21 protein-coding genes are annotated in these 24,745 nt (G+C 52.8%); 10 read left to right on the forward strand and 11 right to left on the reverse strand.

Annotated elements, in window-relative coordinates; all coding sequences use genetic code 11:
* Nucleotides 1–339: 339 nt before the first annotated feature.
* Nucleotides 340–969 (reverse strand): flavin reductase family protein, encoded by a 630-nt coding sequence (locus FD737_RS00005; protein WP_034820918.1) that lies wholly within the window; start codon nucleotides 967–969, stop codon nucleotides 340–342.
* 234 nt (nucleotides 970–1,203) lie between these two features.
* On the opposite strand from FD737_RS00005, the gene rlmF reads away from it, so the two are divergent.
* Entirely contained in the window at nucleotides 1,204–2,130 is a 927-nt protein-coding gene (rlmF, locus tag FD737_RS00010; RefSeq protein WP_058961945.1) for a 23S rRNA (adenine(1618)-N(6))-methyltransferase RlmF, read from the forward strand.
* 96 nt (nucleotides 2,131–2,226) lie between these two features.
* Here rlmF and ybiO read toward each other — a convergent pair whose 3' ends face one another.
* The 6 genes from ybiO to rhtA form a co-directional block, all read right to left on the reverse strand.
* Entirely contained in the window at nucleotides 2,227–4,461 is a 2,235-nt protein-coding gene (ybiO, locus tag FD737_RS00015; protein ID WP_237448720.1) for a mechanosensitive channel protein, read from the reverse strand.
* A gap of 162 nt (nucleotides 4,462–4,623) precedes the next feature.
* Nucleotides 4,624–5,346 carry a glutamine ABC transporter ATP-binding protein GlnQ gene (glnQ, locus tag FD737_RS00020; protein ID WP_038647952.1) on the reverse strand — a complete coding sequence of 241 codons (723 nt, stop codon included), beginning with the start codon at nucleotides 5,344–5,346 and terminating at the stop codon, nucleotides 4,624–4,626.
* Nucleotides 5,343–6,002, reverse strand: coding sequence for a glutamine ABC transporter permease GlnP (glnP, locus tag FD737_RS00025; protein WP_038647949.1), 660 nt, complete (start codon nucleotides 6,000–6,002; stop codon nucleotides 5,343–5,345). The genes glnQ and glnP overlap by 4 nt, the downstream gene beginning before the upstream one ends.
* 85 nt (nucleotides 6,003–6,087) lie before the next feature.
* Nucleotides 6,088–6,834, reverse strand: a complete 747-nt coding sequence (gene glnH, locus FD737_RS00030; RefSeq protein ID WP_038647947.1) for a glutamine ABC transporter substrate-binding protein GlnH — start codon at nucleotides 6,832–6,834, stop codon at nucleotides 6,088–6,090.
* Between the two features lie 320 nt (nucleotides 6,835–7,154).
* Nucleotides 7,155–7,658, reverse strand: coding sequence for a DNA starvation/stationary phase protection protein Dps (gene dps / locus FD737_RS00035; RefSeq protein WP_038647945.1), 504 nt, complete (start codon nucleotides 7,656–7,658; stop codon nucleotides 7,155–7,157).
* A gap of 294 nt (nucleotides 7,659–7,952) precedes the next feature.
* The gene (gene rhtA, locus FD737_RS00040; protein WP_370522983.1) at nucleotides 7,953–8,834 is read right to left on the reverse strand and encodes a threonine/homoserine exporter RhtA; all 882 of its coding nucleotides are present in this window, start codon (nucleotides 8,832–8,834) and stop codon (nucleotides 7,953–7,955) included.
* A gap of 406 nt (nucleotides 8,835–9,240) precedes the next feature.
* Here rhtA and ompX point away from each other — a divergent pair, with 406 nt between their 5' ends.
* Nucleotides 9,241–9,753, forward strand: a complete 513-nt coding sequence (gene ompX / locus FD737_RS00045; protein ID WP_045834179.1) for an outer membrane protein OmpX — start codon at nucleotides 9,241–9,243, stop codon at nucleotides 9,751–9,753.
* Nucleotides 9,754–9,812: 59 nt separating this feature from the next.
* Here ompX and FD737_RS00050 read toward each other — a convergent pair whose 3' ends face one another.
* The 4 genes from FD737_RS00050 to FD737_RS00065 form a co-directional block, all read right to left on the reverse strand.
* Entirely contained in the window at nucleotides 9,813–11,081 is a 1,269-nt protein-coding gene (locus tag FD737_RS00050) for a cytochrome c (protein ID WP_370522988.1), read from the reverse strand.
* A gap of 11 nt (nucleotides 11,082–11,092) precedes the next feature.
* Entirely contained in the window at nucleotides 11,093–12,871 is a 1,779-nt protein-coding gene (locus FD737_RS00055; protein WP_097119369.1) for a GMC family oxidoreductase, read from the reverse strand.
* Nucleotides 12,871–13,599, reverse strand: a complete 729-nt coding sequence (locus FD737_RS00060) for a gluconate 2-dehydrogenase subunit 3 family protein (protein WP_058961952.1) — start codon at nucleotides 13,597–13,599, stop codon at nucleotides 12,871–12,873. Before FD737_RS00060 ends, FD737_RS00055 begins: the two co-directional genes overlap by 1 nt.
* A gap of 305 nt (nucleotides 13,600–13,904) precedes the next feature.
* Nucleotides 13,905–14,099: a hypothetical protein gene (locus FD737_RS00065; protein ID WP_160832403.1), complete on the reverse strand. Its 195-nt coding sequence runs from the start codon at nucleotides 14,097–14,099 to the stop codon at nucleotides 13,905–13,907.
* Nucleotides 14,100–14,364: 265 nt separating this feature from the next.
* Here FD737_RS00065 and mntR point away from each other — a divergent pair, with 265 nt between their 5' ends.
* The 8 genes from mntR (at nucleotide 14,365) to FD737_RS00105 (ending at nucleotide 24,720) form a co-directional block, all read left to right on the forward strand.
* Nucleotides 14,365–14,823, forward strand: a complete 459-nt coding sequence (gene mntR, locus FD737_RS00070; protein WP_034820884.1) for a manganese-binding transcriptional regulator MntR — start codon at nucleotides 14,365–14,367, stop codon at nucleotides 14,821–14,823.
* Nucleotides 14,824–14,844: 21 nt separating this feature from the next.
* Nucleotides 14,845–15,954: an SLC13 family permease gene (locus FD737_RS00075; RefSeq protein WP_097119368.1), complete on the forward strand. Its 1,110-nt coding sequence runs from the start codon at nucleotides 14,845–14,847 to the stop codon at nucleotides 15,952–15,954.
* Between the two features lie 187 nt (nucleotides 15,955–16,141).
* Entirely contained in the window at nucleotides 16,142–17,272 is a 1,131-nt protein-coding gene (locus FD737_RS00080; RefSeq protein WP_058961954.1) for an HlyD family secretion protein, read from the forward strand.
* Nucleotides 17,269–18,837 carry a DHA2 family efflux MFS transporter permease subunit gene (locus FD737_RS00085; protein WP_034820876.1) on the forward strand — a complete coding sequence of 523 codons (1,569 nt, stop codon included), beginning with the start codon at nucleotides 17,269–17,271 and terminating at the stop codon, nucleotides 18,835–18,837. Before FD737_RS00080 ends, FD737_RS00085 begins: the two co-directional genes overlap by 4 nt.
* A 1-nt stretch (nucleotide 18,838) precedes the next feature.
* On the forward strand, nucleotides 18,839–20,356 hold the full coding sequence (locus tag FD737_RS00090; RefSeq protein WP_097119367.1) for an efflux transporter outer membrane subunit: 1,518 nt from the start codon (nucleotides 18,839–18,841) through the stop codon (nucleotides 20,354–20,356).
* 268 nt (nucleotides 20,357–20,624) lie between these two features.
* On the forward strand, nucleotides 20,625–22,106 hold the full coding sequence (locus FD737_RS00095; protein WP_097119366.1) for a sugar porter family MFS transporter: 1,482 nt from the start codon (nucleotides 20,625–20,627) through the stop codon (nucleotides 22,104–22,106).
* 434 nt (nucleotides 22,107–22,540) lie between these two features.
* On the forward strand, nucleotides 22,541–22,942 hold the full coding sequence (locus FD737_RS00100; RefSeq protein WP_034820857.1) for an H-NS family nucleoid-associated regulatory protein: 402 nt from the start codon (nucleotides 22,541–22,543) through the stop codon (nucleotides 22,940–22,942).
* 185 nt (nucleotides 22,943–23,127) lie between these two features.
* Entirely contained in the window at nucleotides 23,128–24,720 is a 1,593-nt protein-coding gene (locus tag FD737_RS00105) for an ABC-F family ATPase (protein ID WP_097119365.1), read from the forward strand.
* Nucleotides 24,721–24,745: the final 25 nt, after the last annotated feature.

The raw sequence follows: 24,745 nt of genomic DNA on the forward strand, positions 1-24,745 counted from the left end.
GAAAGTGCCTTTAACAAAACGCACGAAAGTTTATGAGCAGGCTGGGGGCGCAGGGGGGCAGGCAATCCGCAGCGCCGAGCTGAGTGAGTCTGCCAGGATAGCCCGCAGGACGCGGGCGAAAGGCGGGGCGGCACAGGGATGTGCCATCCCCGCCGTTCCGTGAGGCAGACGAACGAAGTGAGGGAACCGCGTCAGCGGCGCGAGGACGCTAGCCCCCCTGCGCCCCCAGCCAGCGTTAACTCGATTTTAAGCCAACCCGTATTTCAGTCAGCAATCCAAACTCGTGTTTCAAACTGCATTCAAACCCGCAGTCCAACCGCAACCGCCAACCCACACAATTTAACCGCGGCGCGCATCCGGGCGCACCAAATCAAACCGCAAATCCTCACTGATGCCGTAATACGCCGATGGGCCGCCGGCTCGTAGAATAGGCTGTGCCTTGGCGGTCTGATAAATGCCATCTTCCAGCAGCGCTTCATCAATATGAATTGCCACCACTTCACCCAACACCAGCCAACTCTCCAGTTCAGTGCCTTGCACATCCTGCAGGCGAATCAGCTGAGTCAGGCGGCACTCAAAATTCACCGGGCTCTCTGCCACCATACTGACGTTCACGTGCGAGGCAGCGATGGGTGTCAATCCCGCGAGTGCGAACTCATCTTGTTCAGGCGGCACAGAAGCCGAGCTTTCATTCATCGCTTCGGCGAGCGGGCGAGTAGCCAGATTCCAGACGAATTCTTTGCTTTCACTGATATTGCGCACACTGTCTTTCCAGCCGCTACTGGCAAAACCAATAATCGGCGGATGATAGTTAAAGCAGTTAAAGAAACTGTACGGGGCCAGGTTGCGCTGGCCACTGGCGCTCAGCGAACTCACCCAGCCAATCGGGCGAGGACCAACAATGGCGTTCAGCGGATCGTGTGGCAAACCATGCCCGCTCCTTGGCTGATAAGTATAACGTTGTCGCATTAGCGCTCCTGGCTCGTCTGTTAAACTTCGCACCGCAACGGTGTTATGGCATTCCTGTCGCTATCATCAGGAAACGCTAGCGGATGACCATAACGACAGCTTGCTGCAGCACGAATTATTTTGGACTCAATTTTGGGATATCAGGTTTAAATGCAATACAGATAATCGTGTAAGCGGATTGTGCGATGCCGCCATCCAGCGTATCTTACGCCCGCGCTACTATCCGGAGAATCTATGAACAAGCCAACCGCCACCTCGCCATTCCATCCCCGTAATCGCCATCAGGGCCGTTATGATTTTGCTGCTCTGACCGCGGCTCATCCGCCGCTGGCGGTGAAAGTCCGTCCAAATGGCTACGGCGAGTTGTCGGTGGATTTTGCCGATCCTGAAGCGGTAATGCTACTCAATCAGGCGCTGATTAAGCTGTTTTATAACCTGAACTGGCAACTACCGGAAGGCTACCTGACGCCACCCGTACCGGGCCGTGCTGACTATGTGCATGCGCTCGCAGATTTGCTGGCCAGTGACAACGGCGGCAAAGTGCCACGCGATGTCGATGTGATGGATATCGGTTGCGGGGCCAATCTTATTTATCCATTGATCGGGCATGCGGAGTACGGCTGGCGCTTTACCGGTACCGATATCACGGCGGAAGCCATCACGGCGGCAAACCAGATTGTCGCGAGCAATCCCGGCTTGCAGCGCGGCGTGCGTCTGCGTCGTCAGAAAGACGAGTCCGCCATTTTCGCCGGTGTGGTGCACAAAAATGAACGCTATCATGCGGTGCTGTGTAATCCACCGTTCCACGGTTCGGCGCAGGAAGCGGCGATGGTCGGTCAGCGCAAAACGCGAAATCTGGGCTTAGGCAAAGATGCACCGCTTAACTTTGGCGGTCAACACAAGGAACTGTGGTGCGAGGGCGGCGAGCGCCAGTTCGTGGGTAAGATGATCGATGAAAGCGTGGCTTATGCCGATCGTATTGTCTGGTTTACCTCACTGGTTTCGCGCAAAGAGAACCTGCCTGCGTTGCGCGATCAGTTGCGCGATCTCGAGGTTGAGGAAGTGCGCATCATCGAGATGGCACAGGGGCAGAAACAGAGCCGCTTTATCGCCTGGACATTCCTGCCGCCAGCCGCGCGCACTAAACGCTTCGCGCGCTGAACCCACCGTTTGCCCTTATCCGTCAGGATACAGGGGCGAGCTTAGCCCAAAATGCGGGAGCGAATCTGGCAGCCCAGTTCCGCTCCCTGGGCGAGTCTACGATGGATTGGGCGGCGGCAGTGCTGCCAGCGTGGCCGCGGAACCCACATCGTTGCCGGTCTGCATCACTTCCACCGTCTGATGCGGCGCTTTAATCCCTGCGGCATCAAAATGCTTCTTCACCTTGTCATCCAGCGCAAAACGCACTGTCCACTGCTTCAGCGGTTGGGTGGTGAACGACACACGCACGGTAAAGGACTGGTTGGTCAGGCCCACCAGTCCGGAAAAACTCGGTTCGCCAATCACCATGCCGCGAATATCCGGATTCTCCAGCAACTCCTTCACCGCTGCCTGCAAGGTCGTATTCACACGCTCGGTGTCTTCACTGCGGTCTACATCATAGTTGGCGACAAACGAGCCAATACCGCGCACAAAGTTGGCGAAAGTGGTAATCGAAGACCACGGAATGATGTGATATGCGCCGGTATCCTGACGCACGCCGACGGAGCGAATTGACATGCGCTCCACCGTGCCGGTGATCGGGCCAATTGTCACCAGATCGCCAGTGTTCATGCCGTTCTCAAACTGAATAAAGATACCGGTGATAATATCCTTCACCAGTGTTTGCGAACCGAACGACACCGCCAGGCCGAGCGCCCCGGCACCCGCCAGCAGCGGCGCGATGTTAACACCCACTTCTGACAGCAGAATCATAATGGTGATGGTGCTGATCACCACCGCCAGCGCATTACGGAATAGCGTCAGTAAGGTGCGCGTACGTGCGCTGGGCATCGGCCTTCCGTGTGAATCCGAAGCCAGACGGCTTTCGATCAGGCTGGCCAGCAGCGTCCAGCCGATGGCGGAGAGCAGCAAAATCATCACGATACGAATCAGCACATCCACCATTTTCTGCCCGGCTCCCAGCGTGAGCCAGTGCCAGAGATCAAACAGATTCCAGGCGTTGAGCAGCAGCAATAGCGTGGCGAACACGGTGATCACACGCGCCAGTTTTAGCAGCGCTTTGACCCAATCATTGACGCGTTTTTGCAGTTCCGGATAGTTACGGCGCAGATCCGGCGACAGCGTCAGCGTTTTGCCAATCCAGCGCGTTAGCATGCCGGAAATCAGCGCGGCGATAACAATAATCGCCATGCTGCGCACCGTGGCCGACATCATAAACTTCAGACTGTCACCCGGATTGAACATCGAGAACAGGAACAGCGCGATAAAGTAGGCACTCGCCAGCCAATGCCACACCATGCCGAAGGCGCGGATAAACAAGGCAAAGAAGCTCATACTGCGATCGGCCAAACGCGATAACTCGTCGTGGATGTTGCGTCGGTTGCGGAAAATCAGCCATAGCGCCCAGCCAGTCATGATGCACATGATCAACACATTCACCAACGCAGCGATTTGCATATTCACCTGATTGCCGACGATCGGCACCACCACCAGTAAGCCATAACCGATAATGCCGCTGAGCCAGCTAAGACGCGTGTTCCAGTAAGCGGCACGCACATCGGAAAGATGAAAGAAGCGCAGGGTGGGGAAGCGTGGGCAGAATATCAATCGCAACACCGCTTTGAAAAATTCAATCAACGCAAAGGCATTGAGGAACAGCCCCTGCTGATAGGCAATGGTGCGGTTATTGTTGTGGTAGTTGTCGCTGATGATCTGGCCGACAAACAGCGTCAGCGCCAGCAGCACTAAGTCGAGAAGAAAGGCGACGACAATGGTGGCGGGCAGATGCAGCCACTTGGTGCGATCCAGATTATGATTGCGCCCCCAGCGGCCCATGCGCTGCCACACGGGATACATCAACAGCCGCGTGAACCAGTAGAAAGCAAAAACGGCAGCGGCGAGCCCGGCGAAATACTTCAGTGCATTGAAGAAGGTTTGCTGATTAAACGATTTGTGCGGTGCGTTAACGATGTTGTCGTGCAAACGGACAAACTGCGAGGCAACGGCTCCTCCGTATTCGCGTGTGACGTTGGTGACGCTCTCCAGTACCGTGGGATCTTCCTGATCGGCCTGCGGCGGAGCCAATACCGGCTGTTCATTATTGGCTTTGCTGGAGGCGGCCTGACGAAGTTGATCGATCAGTTCCTGACGCGAATCGTTATTCTCCAGAATATTGGCCAGCGCGGCATAAGCGGCTTTTTTATCTTCCAGCGTCGGCTCACTCTCAGCGGTGGTGCTGGCAGCAGGCGTTGACGTTTGCTGAGCGGCGACGGCGGCCTGCGGTAGATTGACCGCGTTTGCGGTGGGAACGAGTAACAGACAGATCAGCATCCATATGGTCAGGCACCATGATGGGCGGGCAAACGACATGACCTTCTCGTTGAGCAACGCACAACGGCACAAGAGAAAAAGTATAGTCAGCGATGGAAGGTGAAGATTCTGAAAGGAAATTTCTTTACGGAAGAAGAGGCGGCTTTACAGCCGCCTCGTCATTTATGACACGTGCTGCAGGAACTCGCGCAGACGATCGCTCGGTGGGTTGGTGATCAACTCATCCGGGTTGCCATCTTCCGCGATGGTGCCTTTATCAATGAAGATCAGGCGCGAAGCCACTTTCTGAGCAAAGCCCACTTCGTGCGTTACGATGACCATCGTCATGCCTTCTTCGGCCAGATCTTGCATGACCTTGAGCACTTCATGGCGCAGTTCTGGATCGAGTGCAGAGGTTGGCTCATCAAACAGCATCATCTTCGGTTTCACCGCCAGTGCACGAGCGATGGCAACACGCTGCTGCTGACCACCGGACAGTTCGGCAGGGAAGTGGTGCGCACGCTCGGCAAGGCCGACTTTACCCAACAGTTCACGTGCCAGTTTCTGTGCATCGTCTTTCTTCGCACCGCGCACACGAATCGGGCCGAAAGCCACGTTATCCAGCGCACTCATCTGCGGGAACAGATGGAACTGCTGGAATACCATGCCAGCTTCCTGGCGAATCAGGCGTTCATCGACCTTAGGATCGTTAACTTTCATGCCATCAACGATCAGGTCACCGGTGGTGATCTCTTCCAGCTTGTTGATGCAGCGCAGCAGGGTCGATTTACCTGAGCCTGATGGCCCGATAATTACTACCACTTCGCCCTGATTGATCTTCAGGTTGATGTCATGCAGGACTTTGGTCTGGCCGAAGTTTTTAGAGACGTTTTTAAATTCAATCACAGGATTTTCACCTTCTTCTCAATACGGCGCAGTACAAAGCTCAACACCAACGTAATAACCAAATAGATAATGGCAACGGCACTCCAGATCTCCAGCGCGCGGAAGTTTCCGGCGATGATTTCCTGGCCCTGACGTGTCAGTTCCGCCACGCCGATCACGATAAACAGCGAGGTATCTTTGATACTCACGATCCACTGGTTACCGAGCGGTGGCAGCATACGACGCAATGCCAACGGCATGATGACGTAACGCAGGGTTTCACGGCGGGAAAGACCCAGCGCCAGACCTGCTTCACGGAAGCCTTTGTTGATCGACAGCACGGCACCACGCGTGATTTCCGCGATATAGGCACCGGAGTTAATCATGATGGTGACCACGGCGGCGGTAAACGGATCGATACGCAGGTCCGGGAAGGCCATCGGCAAGGCGAAGTAAATAAACATCACCTGCACCACGATTGGCGTACCGCGGATCAGCTCGATAAACACCAGCGCGATATTATTGGCGATCCATCCGCCGTACGCGCGCGCGAAACCGGCGACTAAACCAATGATTAACCCGCCAATTAAGCCGAGTACGGAAATTATCAGGGTCATTTTGGCGCCTTCGATCAAAATCGGCAGGGCTGGCCAAATGACGCTCCAGTCAAACTCCATGGTGTAACTCCAAAATCTGTTGCAATGGAAATGTAAAAAGCAGGGAGACTAAGCTCCCTGCTGGAAAAATCGGCTTAGGCCGGAATTATTTTGGCTCGCTGCCGAACCATTTTTTATAAATTGTGTTGTAAGTGCCGTTGTCGCGCAGGGTTTTCAGCGCGCCATTAATCTGGTTACGCAGTTCATCGCTGCCTTTAGGCAGGGCGATACCATACTGCTGAGCTTCGATAGACTCGCCAACCGCTTTGAAGCGACCTTTACCGGCGGTGTGAATGAAGTACAGGATGTTTGGCGTATCGTGCAGCACGGCGTCAGCACGGTTGGTACCCAACTCCATGTAAGCGTTGTCGATGTTCGGGAACTGACGCAGATCTTTAGACTTGATGTGCGCTTTCGCGTAATCAACAGAACCGGTACCGCTCTTCACCGCAACCACTTTGCCGTTCAGATCGTCGATGCCTTTGATGTTGTTTTCGTTCTCACGCACCATCACCAACAGACCACTTTTGTAGTAGCCGTCAGAGAAGTCGATAGCCTTTTTGCGCTCGTCGGTAATGGTGATACCGGCCAGAGCCACGTCAACGTTTTTGGTTTGCAGTGCTGGGATAATGCCGCTGAAATCCATTGGCTTCAGGGTGTAGTCCAGCTTCAGTTCTTTGGCGATAGCGGCCCACAGGTCGATGTCGAAACCAACATATTCGTTACCCTGTTTGAATTCAAAAGGAACGAAAGCGGTGTCGGTCGCAACAACCAGTTTCTTATCTGCTGCAGTGGAAGAAAGCGAGAAGGCCAGCGCCAGCGCGGCCACGGAGACTTTAATCAAAGACTTCATCATTATTTTCCTTATTACCCTTCAGACCTGATGGCCTGATGTACGGCTATTCGTTTGAAAAAATTATGCCAACTTTTCATTTTGGTCGAAATCAGCAGGATGCAGGGCCTGGCTGAAGCGATTTTGCTATAGTCGAAAAGTCTGCACTAATATGGATCACCAAAATAGTGCGTCGTGCTGTTGTGGTGCAGGCACAGTGTGCACCAAGGGCTTAGCAAGGGAAAGGCAGGATTAAGATTTTGTTAACGACGTCAAAAAAAGCACCAAAATGTTACAGACATAAAAAAAGGCGGGATAACCCGCCTTCGCTGTAACGTGCATTATTCGATGTTGGATTCGATAAACCACAGGAATTTATCCAAATCACGCGATGCCGCCGTGAAAATATCAGCGGTATCTTCATCACTGACTTCACTGATGGCCTTACGCGTGTCGTTCGCGACAATCGCGTAACGATCGGCCAGCGCTTTCAGGTGATCCTGAACGGTATGGATGTTGAGCGGATAGCTTTTTAATGGCGTCTTGTCGTTGACGATCTGAGTGGTACCCAGCGCCACGCCGCCGAGCTGTACAACACGCTCTGCAATGGTGTCCTGATGATCGGTGATGGCAGTACGGAAGCCATCCAGCATTTCATGCACACCGATAAAGTTGGCGCCGCGCATATTCCAATGCGCCTGCTTAGTGATCAGTGACAGATCAATAAACTCCACTACCAGACGGTTGAGCACCTCGATGGTCGCTTTCTTATCGCTATCAGCAACATCATTACGGGTGTAAATGAGATCAGACGATTTAGTTTTAACCAGTTTTGCGGTACTCATCATTAATATCCTCTAATTGATGGTTGTCCTAATCAAGCACGGGAATAAGTATAGCAGTAGTTTTTGGCTGTGCCGGATTGTTTAAACCGATGACAGGAATAGATAAACCTTAATGTTGTGCGGGATTTGAGCGTTTTATTTATTTTTCATTTATATCAATGAATTATGTTATGTGTTAATTACTTATCAATGATGTTGCAAAATAATAACAAAAGTGAAGGCGGTGATGAGAAAAAAGAGAATGAGAATGCTTATATATTCAGCCTGAAGCCAACAGGCTGAATTTGGCATTATTTATTGCGGATTATTAATATCCACTTCGCTTATTTTGACACTCTTCTGTTTCATGGTGAGGGTCGAACCCGCTGAAGCGGCAATAATGGCCAGCAGCGCAACCCACTGCTTCAGCGTCAGCAATTCTCCGAGGAACAACATCCCTGAAAGCGCTGCCATCGCGGGTTCCAGGCTCATCAGCGTGCCAAAAATGCGAGCGGGCAGACGGGTCAGGGCCATCATCTCCAGTGAATAAGGAATCGCACTGGAGAGCAGGGCGATAATCAGCGCCAGGGGCAGAATTTCCCAGTGCCAGATGCCGGGTGCCGCAAAGGTTAATCCAAGCGGAACAAAGATCACCGAGGCAATCAACGATCCCATGGCAACGGTTGCTGGACCATGTTCCGCACCGGCGCGTTGCCCTGCCAGAATATAGACCGCCCAGCAGGCACCGGCCCCCACTGCTAACAGCGCACCCAGCGGATCGATATGGCTGATGCCATCACCAATCGGCAGCAGAAACCACAAACCGGTGACCGCCAGAAGCACCCAAAGGAAATCGAGCGGACGGCGCGCACCGGCCAATGCCAGGGTCAAAGGGCCGAGAAACTCCAGGCCAACGGCAACGCCCAGCGGCACGGTGCGAATGGATAAATAGAAGAGATAGTTCATACAACCCAGGGCCAGACCGTAGATTAAGAGCGGTTTGCGCTGTGCAGAGGTAAATCGTAAACGCCACGGCTTAAAGATGACGCACAAAATCAGGGTGCCCAATCCGAGGCGCAGTGCGGTGATGCCCGGCGCCCCCACGCTGGGGAACAGCGATTTTGCCAGGGAAGCACCGCCCTGAAGCGAGAGCATAGCAATCAGTAGCACGGCAATCGGGAACAAAACCGGGGCCATTCTGGTGTTCGTCAGAGGCGTAGACATCCTGTAATTCAATCCTGTAGTGATTAACAACACAGCAACAAAACGTCAGTGTAAAGGAATCTTCAGGAAATAAGGAGGAGTGTAAGAGGGAAAATAAATGCAGTGACCGCCTGGAAAATAACCGTTTTTCGGGCCATTTAAGTAAAGAAATGTCAGGTTAGTTTAGGAATATCCTTAAAGGCATTATTTGCAGCCCGAAATATTCTTGCAGAAAGATGACGCTTTTTATAAGTAAAATGAATGACATAGGAAACTTCATTAACTTTCTGTTACACCAAACAATCTGTTAGACAACAAATAGCGGGCAGAGTTTCTTACTAATTTTTGTTATATTTTCAGCGTTGTCAGGAGAGAAGTATATTCACATTTGAGGTGGTTTATGAAAAAAATTGCATGTCTTTCAGCACTGGCTTGTGTACTGGCAGTTTCAGCAGGTTCAGCCATGGCGCAGAGCACCGTTTCTGCTGGTTACGCGCAGAGCGATTATCAGGGCGTTGCTAACAAAGCAAACGGCTTCAACCTGAAATACCGTTACGAAGATGGTACTAACCCACTGGGTTGGATCGGTTCTTTCACCTACACCGAGAAAGACCGCACTGACGCTGGCGTTTACAACAAAGGCCAGTACTACGGCATCACCGGTGGTCCTGCTTACCGTCTGAACGACTGGGCAAGCATCTACGGCGTTGTGGGTATCGGTTACGGTAAATACCAGGCAACTGACGCTGCTGCACAGTACAAAACTGATTCAAGCGACGTTGGCTTCTCTTACGGCGCAGGCATGCAGTTCAACCCAATCCAGAACGTTGCAGTTGACGTGGGTTACGAGCAGAGCCGTATCCGTAGCGTAGACGTAGGCACCTGGATTGCTGGCGTAGGCTACAGCTTCTAAGTTTTTGCTTAGACCAGAGTTGCACAAGAAACGGCCCTTTACGGGCCGTTTTTTTATGCTTACTTTTGCGGGGCGGGAGGAAGCGTGGCGCGGATCTTCTTCACCTGATCGGCCGTTACCGGCGCCGCTTTGTTACCCCATCCATTGCGAATAAAGTTAGCGACATCAGCGACCTGCTGATCATCCAGGCGCCAGGCGAAATCTGGCATGGTGAAACCGGTCGGCGCCTGTTGCGTAATCGCACGCTGGCCGCCTTTCAGAATCACACTGATCACTGATGACGGGTCTTCACTCAACAAGGCCGGATTGTGTGCCAGCGCCGGGAAGGTACTGGCATAGCCGTTACCGTCTGTACGATGGCAGGCAGCGCAGTTATCCACGTACACCTGCGCACCTGGCTGGCTGACATCCCCTTTGAACAGCGCTTGCGACGTCGCATCGCTGACCTGTGGTGCAGCGGTGTTATCCGCAGCCGGTAAAGACTTCAGATAAACGGCAATCGCATTCAGATCTTCATCACTGAGATACTGGGTACTGTGCGCGATCACATCCGTCATCGAACCAAAGGCAGCGCCTTGCTTATTCGCGCCGGTTTTCAGGAAGGTGGCGATATCTTGCTCAGACCAACTGCCCAAACCCGCTGCCGGGCTGGCGGTCAGATCTGGCGCATGCCAGCCTTCCAGCGTGCCGCCGGTCAGATAGCCTTTGCTGTTCTGATCCATGGCTTTCTCCTGGAAGCCGATGCCACGAGGCGTATGGCATGAGCCACAGTGGCCAAGCCCCTGCACCAGATAAGCACCGCGTTGCCACTGTGCCGATTGACCGGCTACAGGAGCGTAAGTGCGGTCATCGGCAAAGGTCCAGCGCCAAAACGCCAGCGGCCAACGCATGCTGAGCGGCCAGGGGATATCACTTTTGCGATTTTCCTGACTCACCGGTTTCACACCCTGCATAAAGTAGTCATACAACGCGTGCATATCGCTGTCGCTGATTTTGGCATACGACGGGAACGGCATGGCGGGGTAGAGCGAGCTGCCATCTTTCGCCACACCGCCACGTACCGCTTTGACGAAGTCGTCGTAGCTGTAGTCGCCAATGCCGTGCGTTTTATCTGGCGTAATGTTGGTGGAGTATATGGCGCCAATCGGCGTGCTCATTTTGAGCCCACCGGCGAAAGGTTGCCCACCTGCTGCGGTATGGCATGCGGCACAATCGCCCGCTTTGGCCAGATACTCGCCTTGCTTAACCGAGGCATCGGTCGCGGCCGATGCGGCGTGGCTGATCAGTGCGCCGCCGAGAGCGAAAAAGAGTGCGGAAAATTTCACTATAACGCTCCTTATCAGGCCTGAACCAGCGGACCAGGGTTAGCCAGATAGCGGTTGCGAATCGCATCCGCCGCGAATAATGCGGTGGCACAGACAATCCCGGTTGGGTTGTACGCCAGGTTTTGCGGGAAGCAGCATGCGCCCGTAACGAATACGTTCGGTACATCCCAGCTTTGCAGGAACTTGTTCACCACGCTGGTGCGCGGATCGTCGCCCATCACTGCACCACCGGTAGTGTGCGTTGATTGGTAAGGGCGGACATCGTAATGGCTGTTGAGGGTTTTGAAGCCCACTTCATAGTGCTTAGGATTCATCACCTTGACGATCTCCTCGGCCTTATCTTTGATGAAGTTGGTCATCTTCAGTTCATTCTGCTGCCAGTCAAAGGTCATACGCAGCAACGGTTGGCCGTAGATATCACGGTACGTAGGATCAAGGTCGAGATAGCACTGCTTATACGGCATCACTGAACCTGACGAGCCGACGTTCATGTTGTGCAGATAATTATCTTTGATGGCCTGTTTCCAGCCGGAACCCCAACGCGGCGCATCTTTAGGGATGCCCATCTGCTGGATGGGACGTCCACCGGAGAAGGCCGCAGATATCGTGGCGCCGCCAACGAAGCCGACTTTGCTGTGATCGAAGTTTTCCGCATTGAAATCATCGATAACGGTGGAGGTGGCACCCGTGGCGGCAAATGGATTGAACCAATTGTCGTTGTCATAGAACAGCTTGATACCGCCGGTCATCTGGTAGGCATAGTTTCTGCCCACCACGCCGTCACCGGTTTGTGGATCGTATGGCTTACCGATTTTTGACAACAGCAGTAAGCGCACATTGTGCAACTGGAAGGCACTGAGGATCACCAGGTCAGCCGGTTGCTCGACTTCATTACCTTGCGCATCGATATAGGTGACGCCAGTGGCTTTTTTACCGCTGCTGTCGGTATTGACACGAATCACGTGCGCCTGCGTGCGCAACTCAAAGTTACTAAACGGCTTCAGAGCAGGGATAACACAGCTTTGCGGGGAGCCTTTGGAGTAGTTGAAACAGCCGAAGCGTTCGCAATAACCGCAGTAGTTACACACGCCAAGTTGCACGTTGTAAGGGTTGGTCCAGGGTTCGGTGGTGTTGGCTGCAGGGCACTCAAAGGGGTGATAGCCCAGTTGCTTTGCGGCTTTAGAGAATAATTCGCCGGCATACAGCGTTTTTAACGGCTTGGTGGGATAGCCATTTTTACGCGGAGATTCGAACGGGTTACCGCCTTCGACGGTTTCACCGTTGAGGTTACCGACCTGACCGGCCGCGCCGCAAATTTTCTCAAACTTATCGAAGTAGGGCTCCATCTCGGCATAAGAGAAGGGGTAATCCTGCACCGTCATGTCTTTAGGAATGAAGTCAGCACCGTATTTTTCGATGACTGTGCTGCGCATTTTTAAGTCCGCTTCCAGCGGACGCCACAGCTGACCGTTCCAGTGGGTACCGGCACCGCCCACACCATCACCGGGCAGGAAGGAACCGAATCGGCGATAGGGCAGCGCGGTTTCCTGCGTAGTGTGACGAACCGTCACGGTCTCTTTCGAGGCATTTTGGAACAGTTTTAAACGAATGCCGTAAGTCAGTTCATCGGCAATACGCGGATAGGAGAAGTCGGGGTAGGTATCGCGATTTTCGCCGCGCTCCAGTGCCACAATATTCAAACCAGAACTGGCCAGTTCCATCGCCATGAGCGAACCGGTCCAGCCGAACCCGACGATGACCACATCGACGGGCGCTTTTTTTACTGCCGCCATTACACGCTCCTTTTACTGGAAATGCTGACTGGGCCAAGAGGGTAGGGTTTATTAGGCTGCTGTACGGTATCGACGAAATCCGCACGTGCACCGGGGAAACCGATCATTTTCCACGAGGCCAGCGTTTGGTTGCCGCCGTGAATCGGATCGGCGAGATAACCCTCTTTGGTGTTCTCCAGCAGTTGCTCGAAAAACAGCTTGCCGTGAATGGCATCGTTATGCAGTTTGTCGGCTTCCAGCGCACGCAAAACCTCTTCCTGTTGCGCCGTTTCCAGTTGATAAAAATCTTTTTGGTACTGCTGCTGACAGTGCTGGTCAGCTAAGGCGATGCCTAACCGATAGGTATCGCGTGGCACCAGATGGGATTGGTAACCCATTTCCGGAATCGAATCGGCGAACGGGCCTTGCATGTACCACAAGCGACCATAGCCGTAGGGCAATTCCATCTGCTTATCGATAAACACCTGTACACCTTCACTGACGGCGCCAGGACCGTTGGCATCGGCAGGGATCAGGCGATCCAGCGCGGCGAGCAGAAATTTCCACTCTTTATCGTTGAAGTAAGCGGGAACATAGTCGGATAACACGCCTTGCGGCTTGTCGGCAGCGGGGGAGGAGAGTGACACCACACCGGAACTGGCTGCGGCGGCGAGGGGAATGAGCGAGAGCGATTTTTGTAAAAATCGTCTCCTGCCCGATGGTTGCTCTTCAGGCTTTTTAAGTGACATTGCTAATCTTCCTTACGAAAAACCCACCCTGGGTTGATTTTGTTATAAGTATGTAATTTTTTGTTATGAGGAGATTAATCAGACGTCACAACAGGTTGCAAGCTAAAAGTTAGCAGCCTAATCGTTTAAGCGTTATTGAAGGTAAAGTTATGTCAGTGCCTGAAGCGATTCAGCCACAGTGAGCGCAGGGATCGGAAATTCGTTCAATAACAATAGAAAGAGTAGGACTAAAAAGGTAACAAAATGTTAGATCGTGCAAAGGATCCGTTGAGGAAACGGATCCTGAGAAGAAATTTATGGATGAATCAGCCGCGCCAGATGAGATTGGGGCAAGGGCGCTCGGTCAGCTGTTTGCCGGTCAGCTTTTCAATCAGCATCAGACGCAGGGCAAAAGGCGAGCGTTTAAACAGGCACAGCAGCGATTTCAGCTCAAAAGCCGGTTTGCTTTGCTCAACCTGGGAGCATTTGCCACAGTCGAGGCAGTTTTTCATGGTGGTCATGTTCACCTCCCGAATGAATAACGACGTAACAGTAAGCACAAACCTGCGATAAACAGCAGGAAAAGGAGTAGCAGCAGATAGGGTGCGTTCATCGTTGCCTCCTAAATAAGCTATTCGCTTACATTACGAACAAAGATAGCACTGGCTATACTCTTTAGCCAACACTATTTAGGAAAAATTTGTGCTTATTTGTGCCTGGTTTACAATGAGCGCAGCCAGGCCCGCACCGCAGGTAAAGTGCGGCAGATAATAATGAGGAAGCTGAATGAGTCGTCGTGCAAAGAGCGCCACCAATACGCCCCAGGGGCCGCTTAAAGATATAGAGGAGCATGTCGAAGGATTTCGCCAGGTGCGCGAAGCGCATCGACGTGAACTTATTGATGACTACGTAGAGTTAATCTCTGATTTGATTCGTGAATTTGGTGAAGCCCGCCAGGTCGATATGGCCGCGCGCCTCGGCGTTTCACAGCCCACCGTGGCAAAAATGTTGAAGCGTTTAGGCACCACCGGTCTGGTGGAACAGGTTCCTTATCGCGGTGTGTTTCTGACGCCTGAAGGTGAAAAGCTGGCTGAAGCGAGCCGCGTACGCCACCATATTGTTGAAACTTTCCTGCTGGCGTTGGGTGTCAGCCCGGAAACTGCCCGCCGGGATTCTGAAGGCCTGGAACATCACGTCAGTGATGAAACCCTCGCCGTCTTCCAGAAGTTTTACGAGAGCCGCTAACTTACAAGGTCTTCCGCCATCATGCCCATCGTGCTGCGTTCCTTAATGCGTGATCGTATTTTGCATTTGCTGTTGCTGTTGGGTGTGATTTTATTGCCGCTGGCAGAGTATCGTTGGTCGCAATTGCCTGCCGCCGTTGACTGGCACACTATCATGACGCTCACCGGGCTATTGATGCTAACCAAAGGGTTGGAAAACAGCGGTTATTTTGATGTGCTCGGCGCGCGTCTGGTGCAGCGCTTTCAACATGAGCGTACACTGGCACTGTTTATGGTGTGTGCCGCTGCGCTGCTTTCCACCTTTCTCACCAACGATGTGGCGCTGTTTATTCTGGTGCCGCTGACCCTGACGCTACGCAAATTCTCGCGTCTGCCGATTTCTCGTCTGATTATTTTTGAAGCGCTGGCGGTAAATGCCGGATCGCTGCTGACGCCGGTGGGTAATCCGCAAAACATTCTGTTATGGAGCCACGGCACGCTCAGCGTGCCGGGCTTTATCTTGCAAATGGCACCGTTAGTTGCCGTGTTGATGATCAGCCTGATGGCGCTCACCTGGTGGAGTTTTCCTAAACAAACCATCCAAAAGCACGCGCAAAGCGAAGCGCATCAATGGGAAAAACCATTATTTATCATCAGTGTGCTGCTGTATCTGATGTTTATTGTGGCTTTAGAGCTGAAAATGACCGGATGGGCGCTGTTGTTGGTGGCAGGCTGCTTCCTGATTATGGCGCGCAGCGTATTGATCAGTATTGACTGGAGCTTGTTGCTGGTATTTGTCGCGATGTTCATCGATGTGTTTTTACTGATGCATCTTCCCCTGCTACAACCGCATTTCGCCGCGATAAGCCAGTTGAGTGAAGGCGGTTTATACTTGCTGGCGATAGGTCTTTCACAGGTGATCAGTAATGTGCCAGCCACCATCCTGTTGCTGCAAAAAGTGCCGCCTTCAGAGGTGCTCGCCTGGGCCGTCAACATTGGTGGATTTGGCTTGCTGCCGGGTTCATTGGCTAACCTGATTGCGCTGCGTATGGCGCAAGACAGCAAAGTCTGGTGGCGCTTTCACCTGTTTTCTTTACCCATGCTGGCGTGGTCGATGCTGTGTGGCTGGTTGCTGTTGCGCTGGCTACACTAAGCCTGCCATTTTGTTCTGCCCGATGAGCTGACGCGCTGATTATTCAGCGCGTTATCGCACTTAGTGGCAGAAAATGCGTTGATTGTTGGCTTGTGTAAAGTTGTACTGGCATTTGTCAATTTTCGATCTAAGGTTAAGTTGACCGTTTTTGCCCGTGGATCGGGATCACAGCCAGCGATGATAACCTATGAGTGATAACCACAATCAGCCGCCCGCACGCGAGCAGCAGGATGCGCAGCACGCTTCAGACTCCAGTCAAGACAACAACGAACCACAACGTAAACGCCCCGGCAAAAAGCCACTGGTCATTCTCGCCATCGTGGTGGTGATCATGCTGTTGGTGGGCCTGTGGTTCTGGTTTACCACGCGCAACATTGAATCCACGGATGATGCCTTTACCGAAGGTGATGCCGTGACCATCGCACCGAAAGCGGCCGGTTATGTGGTGAAACTGCTGGTGAAAGATAACCAGCGGGTGAAGCAGGGCGATTTGCTGGTGGAGATCGACCCACGCGATACCAGTGCCCAACGCGATCAGGCTAAAGCCCAGCTTGGCCTGGCTCAGGCGCAACTGCATCAGGCGCAGGCACAGTTAGCGCTGTCACGCGTGCAGTATCCTGCGCAGCGCGATCAGGCGTTAGCCGATCAAGCCAAAGCGCAGGCCAATCTTTTGAATGCGCAGGCGGACTATCGTCGTCAGCGCGGCGTGGATCCGCGCGCGACGTCACAACGCAACATCGATACCGCAGCCGCGCAGCTGCGATCCGCTGAAGCACAACTGCAAAGCGCCAAAGCGCAGGTCGAAGTGGCTTCACAGGTGCAATTGCAGATTCGTCAGCAGGAAACCAACGTAGAAGCGCGTCAGCAGCAGGTTGAGCAGGCGCAGGCTCAGCTCAATACCGCCGAACTGAATCTCTCTTATACCCAAGTGCGCGCCCCCTACGATGGCTTTGTCACCAAGCGCAACGTGCAGGTCGGTACGCTGGTACAGGCTGGCACGGCACTGTTTTCACTGGTGTCGCCGGATATCTGGATCAATGCCAACTTCAAAGAGTCCCAACTGGCGCGGATGAATCCCGGCGACAAAGTGGATATCAGTATCGACGCCTGGCCAGATATGAAGCTGGAAGGGCACGTTGATAGCGTGCAGATGGGGTCCGGCTCGCGTTTCTCCACCTTCCCGGCTGAAAACGCCACCGGTAACTACGTGAAAATTGTGCAGCGCGTGCCGGTGAAAATCGTCATCGATAAAGGATTGGATCCGAATCATCCGCTGCCACTGGGCCTGTCGGTTGAGCCGAAGGTCACCGTAGAATGAGTGCGAGCGAAAGCTGGCGTCCGGCCAGCAATCCCTGGCTGGTCGCCATCACGGTGACGCTGGCGGTGTTTATGGAGATCCTCGACACCACCATCGTTAACGTGGCGCTACCGCACATTGCCGGCTCACTCTCTTCCAGTTACGACGAATCCACCTGGGTGCTGACTTCCTATCTGGTGGCTAACGGCATTGTGTTGCCCATTTCCGCCTTCTTTAGCCGCTTGTTTGGGCGTAAACAGTTCTTCCTGATCTGTATTGTCATGTTCACCATCTGCTCGTTCCTGTGCGGTATCGCCACTGAGCTATGGCAAATCATTCTGTTCCGCGTGTTGCAGGGCTTTTTCGGCGGCGGTTTGCAGCCGGTGCAGCAATCGGTGCTCCTCGATTACTTTAAAGCGGAAGATCGTGGCAAAGCTTTTGGTCTCTCCTCGATTGCGATTATCGTCGCGCCAGTGATCGGCCCAACACTCGGCGGCTGGATCACCGATAACTACAGCTGGCGCTGGGTGTTCTTCATTAACATCCCGGTCGGAATTTTAACGGTGCTGGCTATCTATCAACTGCTGGAAGATCCACCGTGGGAGCGTAAATGGGCGAAGGGCAAGCTGAAGATCGATTACATCGGTATCAGCTTGATCACTCTTGGACTCGGCTGTTTGCAGGTGTTCCTTGACCGTGGTGAAGATGAAGACTGGTTCGCCTCGCACTTTATTCGCCTGTTTTGCATGCTGGCGGTGATCGGCATTGTCGGCGCCGTCTACTGGCTGCTGTATGCACGTAAACCAGTGGTAGATATCACGGTCATGAAAGATCGTAACTTCTGGGTGGCCGGTTTGCTGATGGCAGGCATGGCGATGATTCTGTACGGCAGTTCGGTAGTACTTCCACAACTGGCGCAGCAGGATCTGGGCTATACCGCGACCTGGTCGGGGCTGGTACTCTCGCCCGGTGCGATATTGATCGTCCTGACCATTCCGCTAGTGCTGAAGCTGATGCCGATTGTGCAAACACGCTACATCATTGCTTTCGGTTTTACTTGTCTCGCCAGCGCCTTCTTCTATTCCACGACCTTGACGCCGAACGTTGATTTTACCACCCTGGTATTAATGCGCAGTGCGCAATCGATAGGGCTGGGTTTCCTGTTTGTACCGCTGACGACCATTGCTTTTATTACGGTGCCGCAACGGCTCAATGCGGATGCATCGGCATTGTTTACCATGTTCCGTAATGTGGCGGGATCGATCGGTATTTCACTGGCAACGGCGGGGATCACTGAGCGTATGCAGGCGCGGTCGGCGAGTATGGTGCATAACATGACGCCGCTCAACGAGCCGTTCAATCTCACTTTGCAGCATTGGGCGCAGTCGATTCGCGACTTTACGTCTGCGGTGGGCGATCCCCTGACGCTGGCGACCGGTCAGCTGTACAAAGAGATGATTGCACAGGCGCGAATCCTGGCGTACATCGACGTATTTATGGGCCTGAGTATTGTGGCCTTGCTGTTGATTCCATTTTGTTGGTTGCTTTCGCCGATCAAGAGCGAAGGCAGTGCAGGAGCACACTAAGATGATCACCTCTCCGCGCTTGAGTTTGCTGGCGCTGTCTCTGCTTCTGGCGGGTTGCGCTGTGGGCCCTGATTATCAGCCACCCCATGCGCAGACGCCGGGCAGCTATCGCGATTTGCCGTCGCAGGAAGCCTCAAAACCGCAATCGGCGGCCACCAACCCGCTGTGGTGGAAAAGCTTTAATGATCCACAACTGGATAGCCTGATTGAACGCGCCATTGCCGGTAACTTATCCCTGCAGCAGTCGGTGTTGCGCATTGCTGGCGCGCGTGAGCAACTGGCGCAGGCGCGCGGCGGGCTTTTTCCGTCACTCAATGGCTCGGCTAAAGTCACACGTCAGCAGTTGGGCCTAAAAGGCATACTGAAATCCAACGGGGTTTACGATCAGGTGGACAGTGACGTCGCCAATCAACTGAACGGCCTCGATCATTCTGTCACCCTTTATCAAGGCAGCTTTGACGCCAGCTGGGAGCTTGATCTGTGGGGCAAAGTGCGCCGTCAGATGGAAGCCGCAGATGCGCAGCAGCAGGCTGCCATCGAACAACGCAATGATGCGCTGGTGTCACTCGAAGCAGAAGTGGCACGTGCCTATCTGCAATTGCGCGGCGCGCAAGCGGTACTCAATACTCTGCAGCAGCAAATCGATGTGGCGCAGCAAACCTGGGAACTGACGCAAAGCCAGCAGCGTAACGGCATGGCGCCGCTCACCGATGTGGAAAATGCGCGCGCACAACTTGCCTCGCTGAACGCGCAATTGCCGGGCTATCAGTCGCAGGAACGTCAGGCCATGAATGGTTTAGCGGTATTGCTGGGCAAAACGCCGGGCGCACTGGATAACGAGCTGATGAGCAGTAAAGCGTTACCGGCGTTGCCGAAAATGGTGGCGGTGGGGATTCCATCCACGCTGGCGCGACGACGTCCGGATATTCGCCAGGCGGAAGCCAATCTGCATGCGCAGACTGCCAACATTGGCGTGTCGGTGGCGGATCTGTTCCCCAGCCTGTCACTGACGGGTCAACTCGGGGTGCGCAACACCGATGCCAGCTATCTGGATGACTGGAGCAGCCATTTCTACAGTATCGGGCCCTCGCTCTCCATTCCGATTTTTCAGGGCGGGCGTTTGGTCTCCAGCGTGAAACTGGCACGCGCGCAGCAGGCCAATGCAGCGCTTGAATATCGTCAGACGGTGCTGACTGCCTTGCAGGATGTCGAGAATGCCCTGGTCAGTTATCGCGCCGATCAGCAGCAGGTGGCAGCTCTGGATGAAACCACTGGCGCATTGCAGAGAGCATTTGATCTCGCCAGTGATAGCTACAAGCAGGGGATTTCCAGCTTCCTGGATGTGTTGGACGCACAGCGTCAGTTAGCGCAGGCAGAAGCACAATCGACACAGGCACGAATGCAGAGTGCACTGGATTTAGTCGCGTTGTACAAAGCGCTGGGCGGCGGCTGGGAACCTTATCAGAACGTTAATTTGCCGGAATATTCTGTGTTTGGCCCTGCTACCACGGTGCCTTAGTCGTAAAAGGGGGCAGTCTGCGGGTTGCCCCAGCATCAGGCATCACAATTCGCCCATTTTGAAACGAAAGTTTTCATTTTGGACTAAATGCGAATTCCCCTCTGATCACTCTTCACCGATTTACACGCAGTAAAGCCCCTTTTTGTGATCTGCTCCGCATGTAAATGCGGGGTTTATGATCTGTAGCGCAAAATTTAAATTTCATAATTATTCCTGTTGGTTGAAATAAACTATTTTTAAATCTTCTCTTACTGTTAAGGAGTGGATTATGCCGCGGGAAAACTACCTTACTCCCAACAAAGCATCAGGGCCGAACAGCAGCACGCGCACTGAACCCTTTGTGAAGGTGATAGCAATGATTGCCACCTTAGGGGGGTTGCTGTTCGGCTATGACACCGGTGTGATTTCTGGCGCACTGCTATTTATGGGCAACGATCTCCATCTGACACCCTTTACCACGGGGTTGGTCACCAGCAGCCTGCTGTTTGGCGCGGCTTTTGGTGCCCTGGCATCAGGCCACTTTGCCGCCGCGGCCGGGCGGAGAAAAATCATTCTGGTGCTGGCGGTGATTTTCGCCATTGGCGCAATCGGCACCGCGTTAGCACCTGACGTTGAATGGATGATTTTCTTCCGCCTGGTATTGGGTGTGGCGGTGGGGGGCGCGTCAGCGACAGTCCCGGTGTACATCGCGGAGATGGCGCCCGCCAACAAACGTGGCCAGTTAGTGACCATGCAAGAACTGATGATCGTCTCCGGGCAGATGTTGGCTTACATCTCCAACGCCGGTTTTAACGCGGTATGGGGCGGTGATACCACCTGGCGTTGGATGCTGGCGGTAGCGACGGTGCCTGCCGTGCTGCTGTGGTTTGGCATGCTGTTTATGCCCGACTCACCGCGTTGGTATGCGATGAAAGGGCGGTTAGCAGAAGCGCGTCAGGTGCTGGAACGCACGCGAGCTAAACAAGATGTTGAGTGGGAACTCACGGAAATAGAAGAAACCTTAGCTGAAGAGCAACATGAAACGCGCCCACGCCTGCGTGAACTTCGTCAACCCTGGCTGTTTAAATTATTTTTGATTGGCGTGGGTATTGCGGTCATACAGCAGTTAACCGGGGTGAATACCATCATGTATTACGCTCCGACCATGTTAAAAGCCGTGGGCATGAGCGATAACGCAGCATTAATTGCCACCATCGCCAATGGCGTTATTTCAGTATTAATGACTTTCGTCGGTATCTGGCTGCTGGGGCGCATTGGGCGCCGTACCATGACGATGTTAGGACAGTTTGGCTGTACCGCCTGTCTGGTATTTATTGGTGCCGTCAGTTATTTCATGCCGGAGACGGTAAATGGTCAACCTGATGTTCTGCGCAGTTATATAGTGTTGCTGGGAATGCTGATGTTTTTGAGCTTCCAGCAAGGTGCACTCTCACCCGTGACCTGGTTGCTATTGTCTGAAATTTTCCCTACACGTCTGCGTGGGATATTTATGGGCGGCGCCGTGTTTGCAATGTGGATCGCTAATTTCCTTATCTCGCTGATGTTCCCAATCCTGTTGGCATCGGTGGGTTTATCGGGAGCGTTCTTTATTTTTGCGCTAATCGGAATAGGGGGAGCCATTTTTGTGGTTCGCTTTGTACCGGAAACACGAAATCGTTCACTGGAACAGATCGAGCATTATTTGCACGACTGGCTGTCAAATGAAGAACCGCAACCGCAGTTGACGCACGCTGTGAAGAAAAGCTCGTAACCTGAGGTGACGTTTTTATGAGGGTAAAAGCCGGTGCATGCACTGGCTTTTTATCGATAAGTGGGGATAAAAATGCGATTGTGGTCTCAACTGTCAGAATAGAATAATCATCTGTGAAAATAGATTTTCGGCCATAACATTAATCTTCATTAATCCGCTAACACACATCAGCCAGGCAAGGCATTAACCGCTAAATGCTTGTTTATCAGCCGGGAATAACCTCTGAAATCGGTACCAGTTCCAGTCGGTGGTACTAAAGTGCTGTTGTTAATTCACCGTTAATTAAAGCTTCTCGCTGGGGATATCGCTCAAAATGTGAATACGTTAATCAGTTAGGAATTATCCGTCCGCATAAATTAATTTATTTTTTTATTTGAATTGGGTAATCTTGCCACTACAGTTTATTTAAACCCCCCTTAAGCAAGGACCTTGTCATGAGTGACGCATTTAAAGTTCTGAACAACATTCGCACATTACGTGCGCAGGCTCGTGAACTGCCATTGACCGATCTGGAAGAGATTCTGGAGAAATTAACCGTGGTGGTGACTGAGCGCCGCGACGAAGTTCATGCAGAAGAAGCGCAGAATCGCGAGAAAGAAGAAAAGCTGTCCAAATACCGCGAAATGCTGCTGGCTGACGGTATTGACCCGAACGAATTGCTGGGTGCGTTGGAAACCGGTAAAAAACGCGCGAAGCGTGCACCGCGTCCGGCTAAATATTCTTACACCGATGAGAACGGTGAAGAGAAATCATGGACCGGCCAGGGCCGTACCCCAGCAGCGATTAAGAAAGCGCTGGACTCTGGTAAAAGCCTGGACAGCTTCCTGATCAAATAATCGACACAATCCTTGTAAGCGGGAGCCGAAGACCACGTTGTCTTCGGCTTTTTTATTTCTCTATTTGCAACAACGCGTTTAGCGCCTTCGCTCGCTGCCTGCAGGCGCAGAGGTGGCGTCCCGGTGCTGCTTTCTGGCATAATGCCCGCTGTTTTTTCCTCCACTGCGTAACAAAGGTCAATGCCGTGTTAGTTTCCAGCAATATTACTATGCAGTTCGGCAGTAAGCCGCTGTTTGAGAATATCTCCGTTAAGTTTGGCGGCGGTAATCGTTACGGTTTAATCGGTGCGAACGGCAGCGGTAAATCGACCTTCATGAAAATACTGGGCGGCGACCTGGTACCGACCAACGGTAATGTTTCACTCGACCCTAACGAGCGTATCGGTAAGTTACGTCAGGACCAGTTTGCCTTTGAGCAATTCAGCGTGCTGGATACGGTGATTATGGGTCACGCCGAATTATGGGCGGTGAAGGAAGAGCGCGACCGTATTTATGCTTTGCCAGAAATGAGCGAAGAGGAAGGCTATAAAGTTGCCGACCTGGAAGTTGAATACGGCGAAATGGATGGTTACAGCGCGGAATCTCGTGCCGGTGAATTATTGCTGGGCGTGGGCATTCCGGTGGAACAGCATTACGGTCCGATGAGCGAAATCGCACCAGGTTGGAAATTGCGTGTGCTGTTGGCGCAGGCATTATTCTCAAACCCGGATATTTTGCTACTCGATGAACCGACGAACAACCTGGATATTGATACCATTCGTTGGCTGGAGCAGGTGCTAAACGAACGTAACAGTACCATGATTATCATTTCGCATGACCGTCACTTCCTGAATATGGTGTGTACGCACATGGCTGATCTGGATTACGGCGAACTGCGCGTGTATCCAGGAAATTATGACGAATATATGACCGCGGCGACGCAAGCGCGTGAACGTTTAATTTCTGATAACGCGAAGAAGAAAGCGCAAATTGCAGACCTGCAATCATTCGTTAGCCGTTTTAGTGCCAACGCCTCTAAATCGCGTCAGGCGACTTCGCGTGCCAAGCAGATTGATAAAATTAAGCTGGATGAAGTGAAAGCTTCCAGTCGTCAGAACCCTTATATCCGTTTTGATCAGGATAAGAAGCTGTTCCGTAATGCGCTGGAAGTTGAGGCACTGACGAAAGGATTCGATAACGGACCGCTGTTCAGCAAGCTTAATCTGATGGTTGAAGTTGGCGAGAAAGTGGCCATTCTCGGTGCCAACGGTATCGGTAAAACCACGTTGCTGAAAACATTGGTCGGCGAATTAACGCCTGACAGCGGCACTGTGAAATGGTCCGAGAATGCGCTGATTGGTTATTATGCGCAGGATCACGCAGAAGATTTCGCCGATGACCTGAGTGTTTTCGACTGGATGAGTCAGTGGAAGCAGGAAGGTGACGACGAGCAAGCGGTGCGCAGTATTCTGGGCCGTCTGCTGTTTGGTCATGATGAAATCAAGAAGCCTGCTAAAGTGCTCTCTGGTGGTGAGAAAGGCCGCATGCTGTTTGGCAAGCTGATGATGCAGAAGCCGAACATCTTGATCATGGATGAACCGACCAACCATCTCGATATGGAATCGATTGAATCGCTTAACCTGGCACTTGAAGGTTACGAAGGCACGCTGATTTTCGTTTCGCATGACCGTGAGTTTGTCAGTTCACTGGCAACCCGCGTGATGGAGATGAAGGGTGATCGCATTATCGACTTTACCGGCAACTACGAAGATTATCTGCGTAGTCAGGGTATTGTTTAATTATAAATGATTGAATGACAGTAAT

The sequence above is a fragment of the Pantoea sp. Seng genome, from assembly GCF_009829935.1.
Taxonomy (GTDB): domain Bacteria; phylum Pseudomonadota; class Gammaproteobacteria; order Enterobacterales; family Enterobacteriaceae; genus Pantoea; species Pantoea communis.